The organism is Planotetraspora silvatica (genome assembly GCF_016863315.1).
GTDB lineage: Bacteria > Actinomycetota > Actinomycetes > Streptosporangiales > Streptosporangiaceae > Planotetraspora > Planotetraspora silvatica.
Genome location: NZ_BOOQ01000040.1, coordinates 12,260 through 27,735 on the forward strand (window position 1 = coordinate 12,260; position 15,476 = coordinate 27,735).

Annotated in this window: 12 protein-coding genes; 4 read left to right on the forward strand and 8 right to left on the reverse strand. The window is 70.2% G+C overall.

Going from position 1 to position 15,476, the window contains the following annotated elements; translation table 11 throughout:
* Positions 1–5 precede the first annotated feature (5 nt).
* On the reverse strand, positions 6–1,286 hold the full coding sequence (locus Psi02_RS27605; protein ID WP_203978593.1) for a PP2C family protein-serine/threonine phosphatase: 1,281 nt from the start codon (positions 1,284–1,286) through the stop codon (positions 6–8).
* A gap of 373 nt (positions 1,287–1,659) precedes the next feature.
* Between Psi02_RS27605 and Psi02_RS27610 the strand changes: the two genes are divergently transcribed.
* Together Psi02_RS27610 and Psi02_RS27615 are read left to right on the forward strand one after the other, a co-directional pair.
* On the forward strand, positions 1,660–2,766 hold the full coding sequence (locus Psi02_RS27610) for a M24 family metallopeptidase (RefSeq protein ID WP_203978594.1): 1,107 nt from the start codon (positions 1,660–1,662) through the stop codon (positions 2,764–2,766).
* Positions 2,767–2,910: 144 nt separating this feature from the next.
* Positions 2,911–4,065, forward strand: coding sequence for an acyl-CoA dehydrogenase family protein (locus Psi02_RS27615; protein ID WP_203978595.1), 1,155 nt, complete (start codon positions 2,911–2,913; stop codon positions 4,063–4,065).
* 8 nt (positions 4,066–4,073) lie between these two features.
* On the opposite strand, the gene Psi02_RS27620 is transcribed toward Psi02_RS27615, so the two are convergent.
* Positions 4,074–4,754 carry an alpha/beta fold hydrolase gene (locus tag Psi02_RS27620; protein ID WP_203978596.1) on the reverse strand — a complete coding sequence of 227 codons (681 nt, stop codon included), beginning with the start codon at positions 4,752–4,754 and terminating at the stop codon, positions 4,074–4,076.
* 145 nt (positions 4,755–4,899) lie between these two features.
* Between Psi02_RS27620 and Psi02_RS27625 the strand changes: the two genes are divergently transcribed.
* Entirely contained in the window at positions 4,900–5,373 is a 474-nt protein-coding gene (locus Psi02_RS27625; RefSeq protein ID WP_203978597.1) for an Lrp/AsnC family transcriptional regulator, read from the forward strand.
* Positions 5,374–5,402: 29 nt separating this feature from the next.
* Here Psi02_RS27625 and Psi02_RS27630 read toward each other — a convergent pair whose 3' ends face one another.
* The 6 genes from Psi02_RS27630 to Psi02_RS27655 form a co-directional block, all read right to left on the reverse strand.
* Positions 5,403–6,491: an N-acetylglucosamine kinase gene (locus Psi02_RS27630; RefSeq protein ID WP_203978598.1), complete on the reverse strand. Its 1,089-nt coding sequence runs from the start codon at positions 6,489–6,491 to the stop codon at positions 5,403–5,405.
* Positions 6,488–7,750, reverse strand: a complete 1,263-nt coding sequence (locus Psi02_RS27635; RefSeq protein ID WP_203978599.1) for a 6-phospho-beta-glucosidase — start codon at positions 7,748–7,750, stop codon at positions 6,488–6,490. The genes Psi02_RS27630 and Psi02_RS27635 overlap by 4 nt, the downstream gene beginning before the upstream one ends.
* Before the next feature lie 97 nt (positions 7,751–7,847).
* Positions 7,848–8,732: a carbohydrate ABC transporter permease gene (locus Psi02_RS27640; RefSeq protein ID WP_203978600.1), complete on the reverse strand. Its 885-nt coding sequence runs from the start codon at positions 8,730–8,732 to the stop codon at positions 7,848–7,850.
* A complete protein-coding gene (locus Psi02_RS27645; protein ID WP_203978601.1) occupies positions 8,729–9,694 on the reverse strand; it encodes a carbohydrate ABC transporter permease in 966 nt (321 codons plus the stop codon). The genes Psi02_RS27640 and Psi02_RS27645 overlap by 4 nt, the downstream gene beginning before the upstream one ends.
* Before the next feature lie 3 nt (positions 9,695–9,697).
* The gene (locus Psi02_RS27650; RefSeq protein WP_203978602.1) at positions 9,698–11,023 is read right to left on the reverse strand and encodes an ABC transporter substrate-binding protein; all 1,326 of its coding nucleotides are present in this window, start codon (positions 11,021–11,023) and stop codon (positions 9,698–9,700) included.
* Positions 11,024–11,052: 29 nt separating this feature from the next.
* Entirely contained in the window at positions 11,053–12,324 is a 1,272-nt protein-coding gene (locus Psi02_RS27655) for an ROK family transcriptional regulator (RefSeq protein WP_203978603.1), read from the reverse strand.
* Between the two features lie 593 nt (positions 12,325–12,917).
* Here Psi02_RS27655 and Psi02_RS27660 point away from each other — a divergent pair.
* Positions 12,918–15,164: a HelD family protein gene (locus tag Psi02_RS27660; RefSeq protein WP_203978604.1), complete on the forward strand. Its 2,247-nt coding sequence runs from the start codon at positions 12,918–12,920 to the stop codon at positions 15,162–15,164.
* Positions 15,165–15,476 lie beyond the last annotated feature (312 nt).

Consider the following 15,476-nt stretch of genomic DNA (forward strand, 5'->3'; position numbering starts at 1 on the left):
AAGGATCAGCGCGGGATCGGCGGCCGGCTGTCCTCGAGCACGCTGACCGCGAGGAGGCACGTGTCGTCCTCCGGGTTGGGACCGCCGATCTCCTCGATCAGGCCGTCGAGGCCGGCGTCGAGGCAGTCGCCGTGGCGGGCGATGGCCCCCGCGGCCTTGAGCGTCAGGGCGAGCCCCTCACTGATGTCCCGCGAACGCCGCTCGATCAGGCCGTCGGTGAACATCAGCAGCAGGTCGCCCGGCTCCAGCCGGATCTCCGCCACGCCGTACGGCTGGCCGGAGATGGCTCCGAGGACGACGCCGTGCGGCGGCGTGAGCTGTTCGGCGGTGCCGTGCCGTACGAGGATGGGAGCGAGATGGCCGGCCTGGGCCCAGGTGAACAGCCGGGTGGGCGGGTCGAAGTAGCCGCAGACCACGGTGGCCGTCGTGTCGTCGAGCCGGTTCAGGACGAGCGCGTTGAGCCACGCGAGCAGCAGGTCGGGTGAGGCGGTGGTCATGGTCAGCCCGACCAGCGCGTGCCGGAGTTGGGCCATCTCCGCGATGGCGGGCAGTCCGTGGCCGGAGACGTCGCCGATCGCGAGGAACATCCGCCCGTCGGGCAGCGGAGCGGCCTCGTACCAGTCTCCGCCGAGGCTGGCCGACTTCTCGGCGGGGACGTAGCGCACCGAGATCCGCGCGTAGGGGAGGGAGATGGACGCGCCGGGCTGGGGGAGGATCGCGTCGCGCAACGCCAGCGTGACGTGGCGCTCCTCCTCCGCGCGCTCGCGCACCTCGAGCAGTTGCCGCTGGGACTCGGCGACGGCCCGCTCGGCCTCGCGGCGTGCGGTGACGTCCTGGATCACGCCATGGACCCCGGAAGCCGCGGGCTCCAGGACGGCCCGCAGGCTCCGGACGCCGTCGTCGCCCCGGATGCGGAACTCCGCCTGGCCCGGCACCGCGCCTCTGACGACCCGGGACACCAGACCGTCGAGCGCCTGCCGGTCGGCGGGCTCGGCCAGCGTGGGCAGGTCGTGGAGGCGGATGGGCCCCTGCGCCGCGTCCCTTCCGAAGATCTTGTACATGTGATCGGACCAGCAGGTCTCACCCGTGGTCAGATCCCACTGGCTCCAGCCGATCTCGCCCAGCCGCTGGGTGTGCGCGAGCTGCTCGGAAGTAGGGACGCCGCGAGGTGCCCCGGCCGGCAAGGGAACCCGCTGGGGCAGGCACGACGGTCCAGGCGTCTCGTCGAAGCCGTCCATGACACCGTCCATGGCGTGATCCATGACGTGGTCCATTACGTGATCCATGACACTGCCGATGGCGCTGTCGAGGGCGGCGCAGGGCAGTGCGCCGGTGTCGCGGCCGTCCGGAGGAGGGAGGGGCGGCTGTGGACCACCCGCTACGCCGACCATGTAACTCGCTCTCAAAGGTGCTAGTCAAAGGTGTCAATTTCAGGACATTCTGGATGCAGACAGTAAGCGTCCTAGCGCGGAGCGTAGCAGTCCCTTCGACTACTCGGGTGAGGTTTTTTCCTACGGGGAAGGAGAAAGAGCCGCACGGCCTCGGGGGCTCGCCGGGCGGACGTCCCAGGTGCGCGCCGTGGCGACAGCGTGTCGCTGCGGCGGACCCCGGGGGATCGTGCCACCCTCCCAGGCTCGTTAGATTGGGCGTGTGAGAACGATGCCCACTGACCTGTACCCCGTGACCCGGCTGGCCGATGTCCGCGAGGCCACCGAGCGTTCCGGGCTCGGCGCGCTGCTGCTGACTCCCGGCCCGGACCTGCGCTATGTGACCGGATATGACGCGATGCCCCTGGAGCGGCTGACCTGCCTCGCCGTCCCGGCCTCCGGGGACCCCTTCCTGATGGTCCCGCGCCTGGAACTCCCGGCCGCCGAGCACTCGCCCGCGTCCCGGCTCGGAATCGAGTTCGTCCCCTGGGACGAGACGGACGATCCGTACGCGCAGGTGGCGGCGCGGCTGGGCTCCCTCGCCTCGGTAGGCCTGGCCGACCGGATGTGGGCGATGCAGTCGCTGCGATTCCGCGACGCGATGCCGGGGGCCGAGCAGAGGCTGGCCGGCACCGTCCTGCGTGAGCTGCGCATGCGCAAGTCGCCCGCCGAGGCGGCCGCGCTCGCCGAGGCGGGAGCGGCGATCGACTCCGTGCACAACCTGGTCCCGGGCTTCCTCAAGGCCGGCCGCACCGAGCGCGAGGTGGGCAAGGACATCGCGGAGGCCATCGTCGCCGCGGGCCACGAGCGCGTCGACTTCGTGATCGTCGGCTCCGGGCCGAACGGTGCGAGCCCCCACCACGAGTTGTCCGATCGGGTCATCCAGGCGGGCGAGCCCGTCGTCGTCGACATCGGCGGGACGATGCCGACCGGCTACTGCTCCGACTCGACCCGGGTCTACTCCGTCGGTGAGGCCCCCGCCGAGTTCGTCGCCTACTACGCGGTGCTCAAGCGTGCCCAGGAGGCGGCCTGCGACCACGTCCGCCCGGGTGTGACGTGCGAGTCCGTCGACGCGGCCGCGCGCGAGGTCATCGAGGAGGCCGGCTTCGGCGACCGCTTCATCCACCGGACCGGTCACGGGATCGGCCTGGAGACCCACGAGGAGCCGTACATCGTCTCCGGCAACACCGAGCTGATCGAGCCGGGGTTCGCCTTCTCCATCGAGCCGGGGATCTACCTGCCGGGCCGGCACGGGGCGCGGATCGAGGACATCGTCATCTGCAGCGAGACGGCAGGGGAACTGCTCAACAACACGACGCGGGAGCTCGTGATCGTCTAGCTGCTCAGCGTGATGCTCGTGTGACAGGTCTGTCCAACGGGTGCGGCGAGGTGTAACAATCATGGCGGCCGGCGATCCCGGCCGCCCTTTGTTTTTCGACCTGTTCTGCGACAGCCGTGCCCCACCGGGTAGGAGAGCATTGCGATGAGTGTCGACCGGATTCTGCCCACGCCCGAGGCCCACGACCTGCTCGATCTCGTTCGTGAGCTGGCCGCCAAGGAGATCGCGCCGCGAGCGGCGGCCGATGAGGCGGCGGGGCGGTTCCCCCGTGACCTGTTCACCCTGCTCGGCTCCTCAGGAATCCTCGGCCTCCCCTATGCGGAGGAGTACGGCGGCGCCGGCCAGCCGTACGAGGTGTACCTGCAGGTGATCGAGGAGCTGGCGGGCGCGTGGCTGGCCGTGGGGCTGGGCGTCTCCGTGCACACCCTGTCCTGCTTCCCCGTCTCGGCGTACGGCGGCGCCGCCCAGCGGGCGGAACTGCTGCCGTCGCTGATCGGCGGGGAACTCCTGGGGGCCTACTGCCTGTCGGAGCCCCAGTCGGGCTCGGACGCGGCCGCTCTGGCCACCCGCGCGGAGACGGACGCCGACGGCTACCTGGTCGACGGGGTCAAGGCGTGGATCACCCACGGCGGCGTCGCCGACTTCTACACGCTGATGGCGCGGACGTCCGGAGAGGGCGCCAGGGGCGTCTCCTGCTTCCACGTTCCCGCGGGTCTGGACGGGCTGTCCTTCGGCGTCCCCGAGCGGAAGATGGGCATGCGGTCCTCACCGACCGCCCAGGTCCGGTTCGACGGCGTACGGCTCCCGCCGGAGTCCCTGATCGGCTCCCCCGGGCAGGGTTTCCGCATCGCGCTGGCCGCACTCGACGGCGGGCGGCTCGGCATCGCCGCGTGCGCGGTCGGCGTGGCTCAGGCCGCCTTCGACGTCGCCTCCGCGTATGCGCGCGAGCGACGCCAGTTCGGCTCCCGCCTGGTGGACTTCCAGGGGCTCGGCTTCATGCTGGCGGACATGGCCACCTCGATCGCCGCGGCGCGGGCCCTCTACCTGGAGGCGGCGCGGCTGCGCGACGCGGGCCGTTCGTACGGCACGAGGGCCGCGATGGCCAAGCTGTACGCCACCGACATGTGCATGAAGGTGACCACGGACGCGGTCCAGGTGCTCGGCGGCTACGGGTACGTGGAGGACTTCCCGGTCGAGCGGCACATGCGGGAGGCCAAGGTCCTGCAGATCGTCGAGGGCACCAACCAGATCCAGCGCCTGGTCATCAGCCGGGCCGTCGCCAGGGGAAACGCGCAGTAGCCGGACTCTCACTCCTGCAGGAAGCCGGTGACGGCCGCGAGGAACTCCGCCGGCCGGTTGCGGTGGATCTCATGCCCGCCGCCGACGGTGACGAGCATGGCGCCCGGGATCCGCGCGGCCAGTTCGGAGACGTCGGCCTGCGGGATGTGGCTTTCCGCGCCTCCGGCCAGGGCCAGTGCCGGTGAGGTGATCGTGGCCAGGCCGTCCAGCCAGGCCGGGTCGGGGTCGCGCCGCTGCAGGGTGGTCTGCTCGACCATCTCCCAGTCGTACGGCAGGGCGCCCGCGGGTCTGTCGGGGACCTGGACGTCCGCGGGCCACGGCGCGGGCACGTCTTCGAGGATCAGACGGCGGACCAGGCCGGGGCGTTCCTGCGCGATCAGGCACGCGACCAGACCGCCCATGGAGTGGCCGATCAGGCTCACGGGCGATGTGCCCAACCCGTCGAGCAGGGCGATGACGTCGTCGCGCATCGCGTCCAGCCGGTAGGAGCCCGGCCATTCGCTGCGCCCGTGGCCGCGCAGGTCGGGTGCGACGACCCGCCACGACCCGGCGAGGCTGCCGGCGACGGCCGCCCAGTCGGTGTGATCGAACCCGCGCCCGTGGAGGAGCACCACCGGCGGGGCCGCCTGGTCGCCCGTCGTCCCGTAGGCCAGGCGGATTCCGTTCACATCGGCGTCGTTCGCAGTCATCACCCTGCCGATGATGCCGCTCATCCGGTTCGGGGGGATTGCCGGTTCGCTGTCAGCGTCAGGCCGCATTAGGAGGATTGGGATGGAATCATGCCGTGACCACTTCCGGACACGGCGTGGTTTCGGCGGCACTACCGTTGCAGGGGTGGAAGAGATCGATCGCCGAATCGTGACGCTGCTGGCGAAGGACGGCCGGATGAGCTTCACGGACCTGGCCAAGGAGACCGGGCTGTCGGTCTCGGCCGTCCACCAAAGGGTGCGGAGGCTGGAGAAGCGCGGAGTGATCCACGGTTACCGGGCCCTGGTGAACTACGACGAGATCGGCCTTCCCCTGACGGCGTTCGTCTCGATCAAGCCGAACGACACGGCGGCGCCCGACGACGCGCCCGAGCGGCTCGGCCATCTCAGCGCGATCGAGGCGTGCCACAGCGTCGCGGGTGAGGAGAGCTACATCCTCAAGGTCCGCGTGGCCTCGCCGCTCGCCCTGGAGGAGTTGCTGCAGCAGATCAGGGCCTCGGCCAACGTGAGCACGCGGACCACCGTCGTCCTCAGCACGCCCTACGACTACCGGTCACCGGGCACGGACGCCGACGTGGAGGACGGAGACGCCGAGCGCTGAGATGCGCCCGGCGTGCCCGTCAAGTCCCTTCAGCCCGCCTGCGCGGGGGCGGGCACGGGCGGGTCGACGCCCTCGTCCTCCCGCGGTGAGCCGAGGAAGTACGCCCGCACCCGCTCGTGCGCCTCAGGGGAGGCGCCCAGGCGGTCGAGGCCGAGCAGGGCCGCCCCGACGATGGGCGGGACGTCCGCGACGACGAGACGGGCGTGGGGCGCCTGGTCCGCGTACCGCTGCGCGATGAGCGACATCAGCAGGTCGTCGCCCGCGGTGAGGACGCCGCCGCCGAGCACGACCTCACACGGCCCGCCGAGCAGGTCGAGGCGCCGCATCGCGACCACCCCCAGCACGGCGATCTCGTCGGCCAGTCGTTCCACCAGAGACCGCGCGACGGCATCGTGGCGGGCCGCCGAGAGCAGGGGCGGCACCAGCGTGTGCAGCCCGGCCATCGTCAACTCGCCGAAGTGCAGTCCCACGACCACGTCCTCGACCGTGGCCGCGCCGAAGCAGGTGCGGACGACGTCGGTCAGGACGGTGGCGGGGCCCCGGCCGTCCTCGGCTCGTACAGCATGCCACAACGTCTCCTCGCCGAGCCCGAAGCCGCCGCCCCAGTCGCCGCTGAGGCGGCCGAGCGCGGGGAACCGGGCGACGCCGCCCGCGGGGGAGACGCCCACGGCGTTGATCCCGGCGCCGCACACCACCGCGACCCCCCAGGCCGAACCGGCCCCGGCCCGCAGCAGGGCGAAGGTGTCGTTGCCCACGACCGCGTCCCGCCCGTAGCCGCGTACCAGCAACTCGTCGCGGAGCCGCTCCTCCTCGATGGGCAGATCGGCCCCCGCGACATAGGCCGCGATGTGATCGGCGTACGGCGGGGCGGCGTGCCCGTCCGGTTTTCCGGAAGAGTCCCCGGACATCCCGGCGTCCCGGAGGGCCTGCCGTACGGTGTCGCCGACCACGTCGATGGCGGCCACGACGCCGGCGCTCTGCGGGATGAACGCCGGGCCGCGGCCGGTCGCGAGGACGGCGCCGTCCTCGCGCACCAGTGCCACGTCGGTCTTGCTGTTGCCTCCGTCGACCGCGAGGATCGTCCGGAGCCGCTGATCCGAGCCCTCGGCAACGGTCACCGGGACTCCGCCCACGGCAGGAACGAACGGTTGGCCTCGATCAGCCGCCGGGCCAGGTCGCCGGAGAGCGAGGCCTGGCCGATCAGCGGGTGGCACAGCAGGGCGTCCTTGACCCGCTCCTCGCCGCCGCGCAGGGCCGCGTCGATGGCCAGCGTCTCGTAGGCGGAGACGTGGCCGATCAGGCCGCGGTAGAGCGGCTCGACCGGGGAGACCGGCAACGGCGTGGCTCCGTGCGCGCCGACGGTGGCGGGCACCTCGATGACCGCGTCATCGTCGAGGAACGGCAGCGTCCCGTCGTTGCGGGTGTTGACGACCTGGACGTCCCCGCGGTCGTTGACCAGGGAGGCGATCAGCGCGACGGCCGCCTCGGAGTAGAAGGCGCCGCCCCGCTTCTCCAGGAGTTCGGGCTTGGTGTCGACGGACGGGTCGCCGTACATCTCCAGCAGGGTCGCCTCCATGGCCGCGACCTCGGCGGCCCGGGTCGGCTTGGTCCGCTGCTCCTCGACCACGAGGTCGTGCTCGTAGAAGTACCGCAGGTAGTAGGACGGGATCACGCCCAGGTGGCGGATCACCTCGACCGGCAGGCCGACGCTCGCGGCGATCTCCTCCCCGTGCTCGGCGAGGATGCGCGGCAGCACGTCCTCACCGTCGAGATGGACCGAGCGCTCCCAGGTGAGGTGGTTGAGGCCGACATGGCCGAGGGAGATCCGGTCGGGCGAGACGCCCAGCCCGGCGGCGAAGCGGCGCTGGAAACCGATCGCCACGTTGCACAGGCCGATGGCGCGGTGACCGGCGTCGAGCAGCGCCTTGGTGACGATGCCGACAGGGTTGGTGAAGTCCACGATCCAGGCGCCCGGCGCGTGCTTGCGGACCTTCTCGGCGATGTCGAGCACCACCGGGACCGTCCGCAGCGCCTTGGCCAGGCCGCCGGCTCCCGTCGTCTCCTGGCCGATGCACCCGCATTCGAGCGGGAGCGTCTCGTCCACGTTCCTGGCCGCCTGGCCGCCGACGCGCAACTGGAGCAGCACGGCCCCCGCGCCCGCGACCCCTTCCTCGACCACGGTGGTCGTCCTCACCTTGGCCGGGTGGCCCGCGCGGGCCAGCATGCGCTCGGCCATCCCGCCGACGAGCGCCAGGCGGCGCTCGTCCGGGTCGACCAGGGTGATCTCCGACAGGGGCAGTTCGTCGCGCAGGCGGGCGAAACCGTCGATCAGTTCCGGAGTGTAGGTGGAACCGCCCCCGACAACGGCGAGTTTCATATGGTGTCTGGCGACTCGGCGTCGTTCACGGCCGAGACGCCATCCTCCTTTCAGGTTGAGACGTGACGATGTGTGGCTGCGAAGTGTGGCTGCGGACCTATTTGACGCCCGTGAGCTTCACTCCCTCGATGAAGACCTTCTGGGCGAAGAAGAACACGACGATCACGGGGGCCATCGCCAGGATGGTGGCGGCCATGGTGAGGTTCCACTGGACGCTGTGCTGCGATTTGAACGCCGCCAGCCCCAGGGACAGGGTCCAGTGGCTCTGGTCGGTTCCCGCGTACAGGAGGGGACCGTAGTAATCGTTCCAGCAGAAGAAGAACTGGAACAGCCCCACGGCCGCGATGGCCGGCCGCGCCATCGGGAGGATCACCTGGATGAGGGTGCGGAACTCACCGCACCCGTCGACCCGGGCCGCGTCGGAGTACTCCCGCGGGATCGTCACCAGGAACTGGCGGAGCAGGAAGATCGAGAACGCGTCCCCGAGGAGCATCGGGATGATCAGCGGCCACAAGGTGCCGGTGAGGTGGAAACGCGCCCAGATCAGGTAGATGGGCACGGCGACGACCTGCGGCGGCAACATCATCGTCGTGATGACCAGCAGGAACGCCAGCTTCCTGCCCCGGAAGCGGAACTTCGCCAGCGCGTAGGCCACGGGGATCGACGACACGAGCATGAACGCGGTGGCGAGCACCGAATACATGATCGTGTTGCGGATCCAGGTCAGCAGCGGCGCCTCCTCGAAGATGTCCGCGAAGTTGCTCCAGTTCCAGGTCGCCGGCCACAACTCCGACGTGAGCGCCTGGCGGTCGCTCATGAACGCCGTGAGGATGATGAAGACCAGCGGCCCCAGGAACATGATCGACAGGGCCACGGCGATCGCGTGCTTGGCGATCCAGTAGAGCGTCGCCCGGCCCTTGGGCGAACGGATGCGCGCCGCCGGCCGCCGGGCGACCGTCTCCGGGGCGAGTGTCGCGGTCATGCGTCCTCCTCCGCGAAGCCCCGGAACTGCCGCAGCAGGATCAAGGTGAAGATCATCGAGACGGCGAACAGGATCAGCGCCAGGACACACGCGTAGCCCATGGCGAAGTCCCTGAAGCCCTCCTGGAACAGCCACTCGGGGAAGGTGAGCGTCGACCCGTCGGGGTACCCGGGGGTGAACACCGAGCCCGCCGAGTCGGTCGCGCCCGAGGCGACCCGCGCCGCCACCATCGCCTGGGTGAAGTACTGCAGGGTCTGGATGACCCCGGTCACCGCGGCGAACATCACCACCGGCCGGATGACCGGCAGGGTGATCCGGGTGAACTGCTGCCAGGCGCTCGCCCCGTCGAGCGCGGCGGCCTCGTACAGCTGTTTCGGCACGTCGAGCAGGGCCGCCATGAAGATGACCATCAGGTCGCCGATGGACCACAGCGCGAGCAGGGTGAGGCCCCACTTCGACCACGCCGGATCGCCGAACCAGTCGGGGGACTGGACGCCGACCGCGCCCAGGATGGCCTGCAGGGGCCCGGTGCCCGGGTTGAGCAGGAAGACGAACCCGAGCGTCCCGGCCACGACCGGCACGAGCGAGGGCAGGTAGAAGATCGTGCGGAAGACCCCGGCGCCGGCCTTGAGCTTGGTGATCAGCTGGGCCACGCCGAGGCCGAAGACGACCCGCAGCGGGACCATGACCACGACGAGCCACAGCGTGTTCTTGATCGAGGTCCAGGCCGCGTCGTCCCGGAAGAAGTACTTCCAGTTCAGCAGCCCGACCGGCTCCAGCGAGAACATGTCATAGCGCTGGAAGGAGAAGTACACCGTGGAGATCAGGGGGTAGGCGAAGAAGACGCCGAACCCCACGAGCCACGGGGAGAGATAGATCAGCGCGCGGAGGTTGGCGCGGCGCCGTTCCCTGGAGCGGAACGGCGCCGCGTTCCCCCGACGCCCGAGCGTCGCGGATGCCATCGGTCAGTCGCCCGCGGTGAGCTTGAGCTTGTCGTTGATCTTCTTGTCCACCTCGGCCAGGACCGCGTTCAGGTCGGGCGCCCGGCCCGACTCCCACTTGATCTGGGCCTCCTGCAGCGTCTGCTGGTTGAAGGCCGAGTTGATGTGGGCGGGCAGCGTGGTGCTGTTCGGGTTGGCGAAGATGTCGAGGAAGGTCTGGAAGTTCGGATCCTTCTTCAGGTCGGGCGACTGCAGCGCGGGCAGCGTGCTCGGCACGTTGCGGATCGCGTTGGACAGCGTGACGAGGGCGGAGGTGTCGGTGGTCAGGTACTTGACCAGGTCCCAGGCCGCCTCCGGGTTCTTGGCGCCGCGCGGGATGCCGATGACCGTCCCGGCGATGAAGCCCGCGCCGTACCGCTGCGCCTGGTCGTCGGCGACCGGCATGGGGGCGGTCCCGTAGTCGAGGTCCGGGGCGTCCGCGGCGATCATGGCGTTGCGCCACTCACCGTCGACGGCCATCGCGACCTGACCCTTGTTGAACGGGTTGTCCGCCGACCACTCGTCGCCGAAGCTCTTGCGGAACTTCTCGATCTTGTCGTAGCCGTACCAGTCGGTGAGGTCCTTCTGCCAGGTCAGCAGGGTCTTCCACGCGGGGTCGCCGCCGACCGCGGAGGTGCCGTCCGGGTTGGTCCACTTCGCGCCGACCATCACACCGGTGTGGATGGGCGCGTTCTCGTACATCTGGCTGGTCGGGACGAAGCCGGCGACCTTGATGTCGCCCTTGGAGTCCTTCACCGTGAGCTTCTTGGCGAGGTCGGCGAGCTCGCTCAGGGTCTTGGGCGGCTCGTTCCCCTTCATCAGCTTCTTGTTGTAGTAGAGGCCGTAGGTGTCGGCCAGCATGGGCATCACGCACCGCTTGCCCGCGTACTGCGTGTACTGGTCGATGACCTTGGGGAACAGCGTGCTCGCATCGATCTTGCTGGCCGTCAGGTAGGGGTTCAGGTCCTGGAAGATGTTGGCCTTGCAGAACTGGGCCACGCTGTCGGTCGTGAACGACAGGGCCACGTCCGGCGGGTTGCCGCCGCGGACCGACTGGATGATCTGGTCGTCCTGGACGGCCTTGGTGGCCTTGACGGTGATCCAGGGGTACTGCTTGTTGAAGCCCTCGAGGGTGTCCTGGAAGGCCTTGAGCTCGTTGTCGGCGCTGAAACCGTGCCAGAACTCGATGGTGACCGGCTCGTGGCTGGTGGCGCTCGCGTCGATCTTCGGCGCGCTCGTCTCGGTGCCGGCCGTACAGGCGGTGATCAAGAACAGGCCGGCCGCGGCGGACAGGACCAGCAGTCGTTTCACGGAGATGCCTCCCAGGTGCGTGGTGGATGTCAGGAGGGGATGGATGTGTGCCTGCGGTCGTGATCGCCGCGGGTCCGGTCGTGCGCTTCGCGCCGGGAAGTTGTCTCGGGGCGGTGCACCGCTCCGAAGGTCTCGTCTCTGGCGATGCCGAGGGCGAGGTCGAGGGCACCGGCGAGGACGGGGTTGCCCTCCACGGTGGACAGCCGCAGCGGCGGCCGGGGGATGGTCAGCGCGTGCAACTCCTGCTCGATGAGATCCCGCAGGACCTCGCCGCCGGAGAGCAGCACGCCGCCCGACAGGACGACGATCTCCGGGTCGACGACCGCGGTGATCGCGGCCAGGCCGACCGCGAGGCGGCCGGCGAGTTCGCGCAGCGCCATCGCCGCCTGCGCGTCGCCGCGTTCGACCGCTTTCACCGCGTTGTGCACGGCCGTGGGCGGTGTCGCCCCGCGCAGCCCGTGCGACCGCAGGATCCTCAGTACGGCAGGGCCGCCGGAAAGTGCCTGGAAGCCGTGATCGGCCCGCTTGGCGACGTCCCGGGCGGTGGGCGCCCCGAGGACCGGCATGTACCCGACCTCGCCCGCCCCGCCTGTGGCGCCCCTGTGCAGCCTGCCGCCGAGGACCAGGGCCGAGCCGAGCCCTTCGTCGGCCCACAGCAGCACGTAGTCCTGGTGGCCCTGGGCGGCTCCGCGGGTCTGTTCGGCCTGCGCCACCAGGTTCACGTCGTTCTCGACGTCGACCGGCACCCCGATCCCGTCGCGCAGTGTGCCGACGAGATCGGGGATGTGCCAGCCGGGGATGTGCGCGGCGTAGCCCAGCCTGCCGGTCGAGGGGTCGATCGCGCCTCCGATGCCGATGACCACCCGGCTGAGGTCGGCGGGGTCCAGTCGAGCGTCCGCGCAGGCCCCCGCGAGCGCGGCGCGAACCCTCTCGACGACGTCGCCGGCGGTGCGGCCGGGGGTCGGCAGGCGGTGCTCGGCGACGACCGTGCCGGTGATGTCGGCCATGGCCACGTCGATCCGGCCCGGAGTGACGTCCAGGGCGGCCACGTGCGCCGCCCGGGGGTTGATCCGGTAGAGCTCGGCCGTGCGGCCGGGGAGCCCCTCACGGATGCCGTCGAGGACGACCAGGCCCGCGTCCTGCAGCCGGGACAGCAACTGGGAGGCGGTCGGCTTGGACAGGCCGGTCAGCGCGCCCAACTCGGGACGGGTGAGGGGCCCGCGCTCCAGCAGGACCATCAGGGCGGCGCGGTCGTTGATGGCGCGCAGGAGGCTCGGCGTCCCAGGTGTCGGCTGGCTCAACGGCACGTCCTTCCAGCAGCGAGTTAGGAAAGTTTCCTAATTTTGGGAGGACCGTAAGTAATCGTCTTCATGCACGTCAAGGGCGTGTATATCCTCGAAATCGACTCGTGACCGTAATCGACACTCATTCGTTGCCGGCCTGTCGCGCCCACCCCCCCAAGCAACGATCGCGCGTGATCATGCACAGGTTCGTGGACGTCCCCCCTGACCGGCCCCACCCCCCGCCGTGATCATGCACAGGTTCGGGAAAACCACCGCTGACCGGCCGCTTCGCGATCCGTGATCATGCACACTTTCGTCGTTCTACCGCCCCACCTGCGGCTTCGCCGTACGTGATCATGCAGGGCGTCGCTGAGTGCCAGATCACGAATACAATCGCAGCAGGTCAGAGGCATTGATCACGAACCTGTGCATGATCACGCGGAATGTATGCGCAGGTCACCGCGGCCGCGCGCGAATCTGTGCATGATCACGGCGGGGAAGGCCGCAGGTCGCGCCACCTCTTTCCGAACTTGTGCATGATCACGACTTGTGCATGATCACGCCCCTTGGCTGACGGGTGGGGGGAGAGGCGACGTAGAATCTGGCGGCCTATGTCTGAGTCAACGGCGGGCGAGCTGGCCCGGGAGCAGAAGTACGTCGCCGCGCTCTATGAGCGCCTCGACGTGTTGCGGGTGCGCACGCGCGGACAGCTCGACGGCGTGCTGGCCCAGGGGGCCACGGGCACCCATCAGAACCGGTCCGAGCGCGACTCCTTCGCCGGTATGTACGCGCAGCGGCTCGCCCGGCTGTGGGCGGTGGAGAACAGCCTGTGCTTTGGCCGTCTCGACCACGCCGACGAGACCCGCCTCTACATCGGCCGCCTCGGGCTCTCCGACGACGACCAGCAGCGCCTGCTGATCGACTGGCGGGCGCCCGTCGCGCAGCCCTTCTACCGGGCGACTCCGGCGGCCCCGATGGGCGTCACGCGGCGCCGCCACCTCCACACCAGAGGCCGCGTCGTCACGGGGGTGGACGACGACCTCCTCGACCTCGACGGCCTGAGCGAAGCCGACCGGGCCTCGCTGAACGGCGAGGCGGCCCTGCTCGCCGCGCTCGGGGAGAAGCGCACCGGCCGCATGCGCGACATCGTGGCGACGATCCAGTCCGAGCAGGACAAGATCATCCGAAGCGAGCTGAACGGGGTGCTCGTCGTCCAGGGCGGACCGGGGACCGGTAAGACGGTCGTGGCCCTGCACCGGGCGGCCTACCTGCTCTACACCTACCGCGAGCGCCTGGAACGGAGGGGAGTCCTGATCATCGGGCCGAACCCGACCTTCGTGCGCTACATCGAGCAGGTGCTCCCCTCGCTGGGCGAGACCGACGTGCTGCTGTCCACCGTGGGCGAGCTCTACCCCGGGGTGAAGGGCACCCGCCAGGACACGCCCGGGGCGGCGGTCGTCAAGGGGTCGATCCGGATGGTCGACGTGATCGCCAGAGCCGTACGCGAGCGGCAACGCGTGCCGAGGAAGCCACTGGAGATCAAGCTCGACAAGTTCACGCTCAAGCTCGACCGGCAGACCTTCGACGCCGCCCGGTCGCGGGCGGTCCGCTCCCGCAAGGCGCACAACCAGGCGCGGGCCGTGTTCGTCCGGCACCTGCTGAACGTCCTGACCAGGCAGGCCGCCCGGCATCTCGGCCGGAGCATGCTCGACGACGCCGACTTCGCCGAGCTCCGGGAGGATCTGCGCACGGAGGAACCCGTCCGGGCCGCGCTCAACCGGCTCTGGCCGTACCTCACGCCGCAGCAGTTGCTGATCGGCCTGTACACCTCCAAGGAGCGGATGGCCGAGGCCGGCCTGTCGCCCGAGGAGCAGACCCTGCTCCTGCGGGAACCGCCCCGGCCGGGAGAGAGCTGGTGGAGCGCGGCCGACGTGCCGCTCCTGGACGAGGCCGCCGAGCTACTCGGCGAGATCGACGAGGGCGTGCTCAGGGCCGCCCGCCGCGCCGAGCAGGAGCGTGAGGATCGCATCGCCTACGCCAGGGAGGTCCTGGAGCTGACCGGCATGGCCGACATCATGGACGCCGAGCGTTTCGCCGAGCGCCAGCAGGCCGACGAGGTCTACCTGACGACGGCGGAACGCGCCGCGGGAGACCGCACCTGGGCCTACGGCCACGTGATCGTGGACGAGGCCCAGGAGCTGTCGGAGATGGCCTGGCGGGCCGTCATGCGCCGCTGCCCGACGAGGTCGATGACCATCGTCGGCGACATCGCCCAGACGGGGTCGGCGGCGGGCGCGGCCAGCTGGGGCCGGGTGCTCGAGCCGTATCTCCAGGACCGCTGGCGAGAGGCGGCGCTCAGCGTGAACTACCGCACGCCCGCCGAGCTGATGGAGGTCGCCTCGCGGGTGCTGGAGCTCGTGGGACCGGACCTCAAGGCGCCGGAGTCGGTACGGGAGACCGGCGAGCGACCCTGGGCCACGCGGGTGGACGACCTCGCCGCCGACCTGGGTCCCGTCGTCCAGGACGAGGTCGTCGAAGGCGGCCGGCTCGTCGTGATCGTACCGTCCTCGGAGGAGGCCCGTCTCGGCGCGGCCGTCGCGGCGCAGGTCCCCGGCGCGGTGACCGGCGCGGGCCCGGCGGCACTCGACGCGCCCGTCTCGGTCATGTCGGTCGCGGACGCCAAAGGCCTGGAGTTCGACGCCGTGATCGTCGTCGAGCCCGAACGGATTCTACGCGAGTCCTCGCGCGGCCCAAGCGATCTTTATGTGGCGCTGACCCGAGCCACGCGACGGCTTGGCGTGATCTACACCGGCGGACTGCCAGCCGTTTTGACGCTCCTTGATCAGCGGGCCCGGTGATGGGGGAATAGCGGGAGGTCGCACGATGTGGGGGACATCACTGGATGACCCTGGATCGACACCGCTCGCGAAGCGTGTCCTACCTGCGAAAACTTGGTATTTTCGCTGATCGGGACACGGTTGACATCTGCGCTGAGGTCGGTAGTTTGCTGCGCAGTCCAGCACGGGACTGACCGGTTGGCCGTCTCAAGACATCACCGGATTCTGCGTCCGTGACGGAGCGTGACTCCGTCTGCACAGCCAGGCGCAGGTCGGCGTTCCGTCGAGTCGGGGCACCCCAACCGGCCGGGGGGTTGGACCCGGGGAGGGGTC

What these genes read in the sequence shown, in the direction of transcription:
- Psi02_RS27605 (WP_203978593.1), bottom strand. Translation starts at nt 1,286, where the DNA reads ATGGATCACGTAATGGACCACGTCATGGATCACGCCATGGACGGTGTC.
- Psi02_RS27610 (WP_203978594.1), top strand. Translation starts at nt 1,660, where the DNA reads ATGCCCACTGACCTGTACCCCGTGACCCGGCTGGCCGATGTCCGCGAG.
- Psi02_RS27615 (WP_203978595.1), top strand. Translation starts at nt 2,911, where the DNA reads ATGAGTGTCGACCGGATTCTGCCCACGCCCGAGGCCCACGACCTGCTC.
- Psi02_RS27620 (WP_203978596.1), bottom strand. Translation starts at nt 4,754, where the DNA reads ATGACTGCGAACGACGCCGATGTGAACGGAATCCGCCTGGCCTACGGG.
- Psi02_RS27635 (WP_203978599.1), bottom strand. Translation starts at nt 7,750, where the DNA reads ATGAAACTCGCCGTTGTCGGGGGCGGTTCCACCTACACTCCGGAACTG.
- Psi02_RS27640 (WP_203978600.1), bottom strand. Translation starts at nt 8,732, where the DNA reads ATGACCGCGACACTCGCCCCGGAGACGGTCGCCCGGCGGCCGGCGGCG.
- Psi02_RS27645 (WP_203978601.1), bottom strand. Translation starts at nt 9,694, where the DNA reads ATGGCATCCGCGACGCTCGGGCGTCGGGGGAACGCGGCGCCGTTCCGC.
- Psi02_RS27660 (WP_203978604.1), top strand. Translation starts at nt 12,918, where the DNA reads ATGTCTGAGTCAACGGCGGGCGAGCTGGCCCGGGAGCAGAAGTACGTC.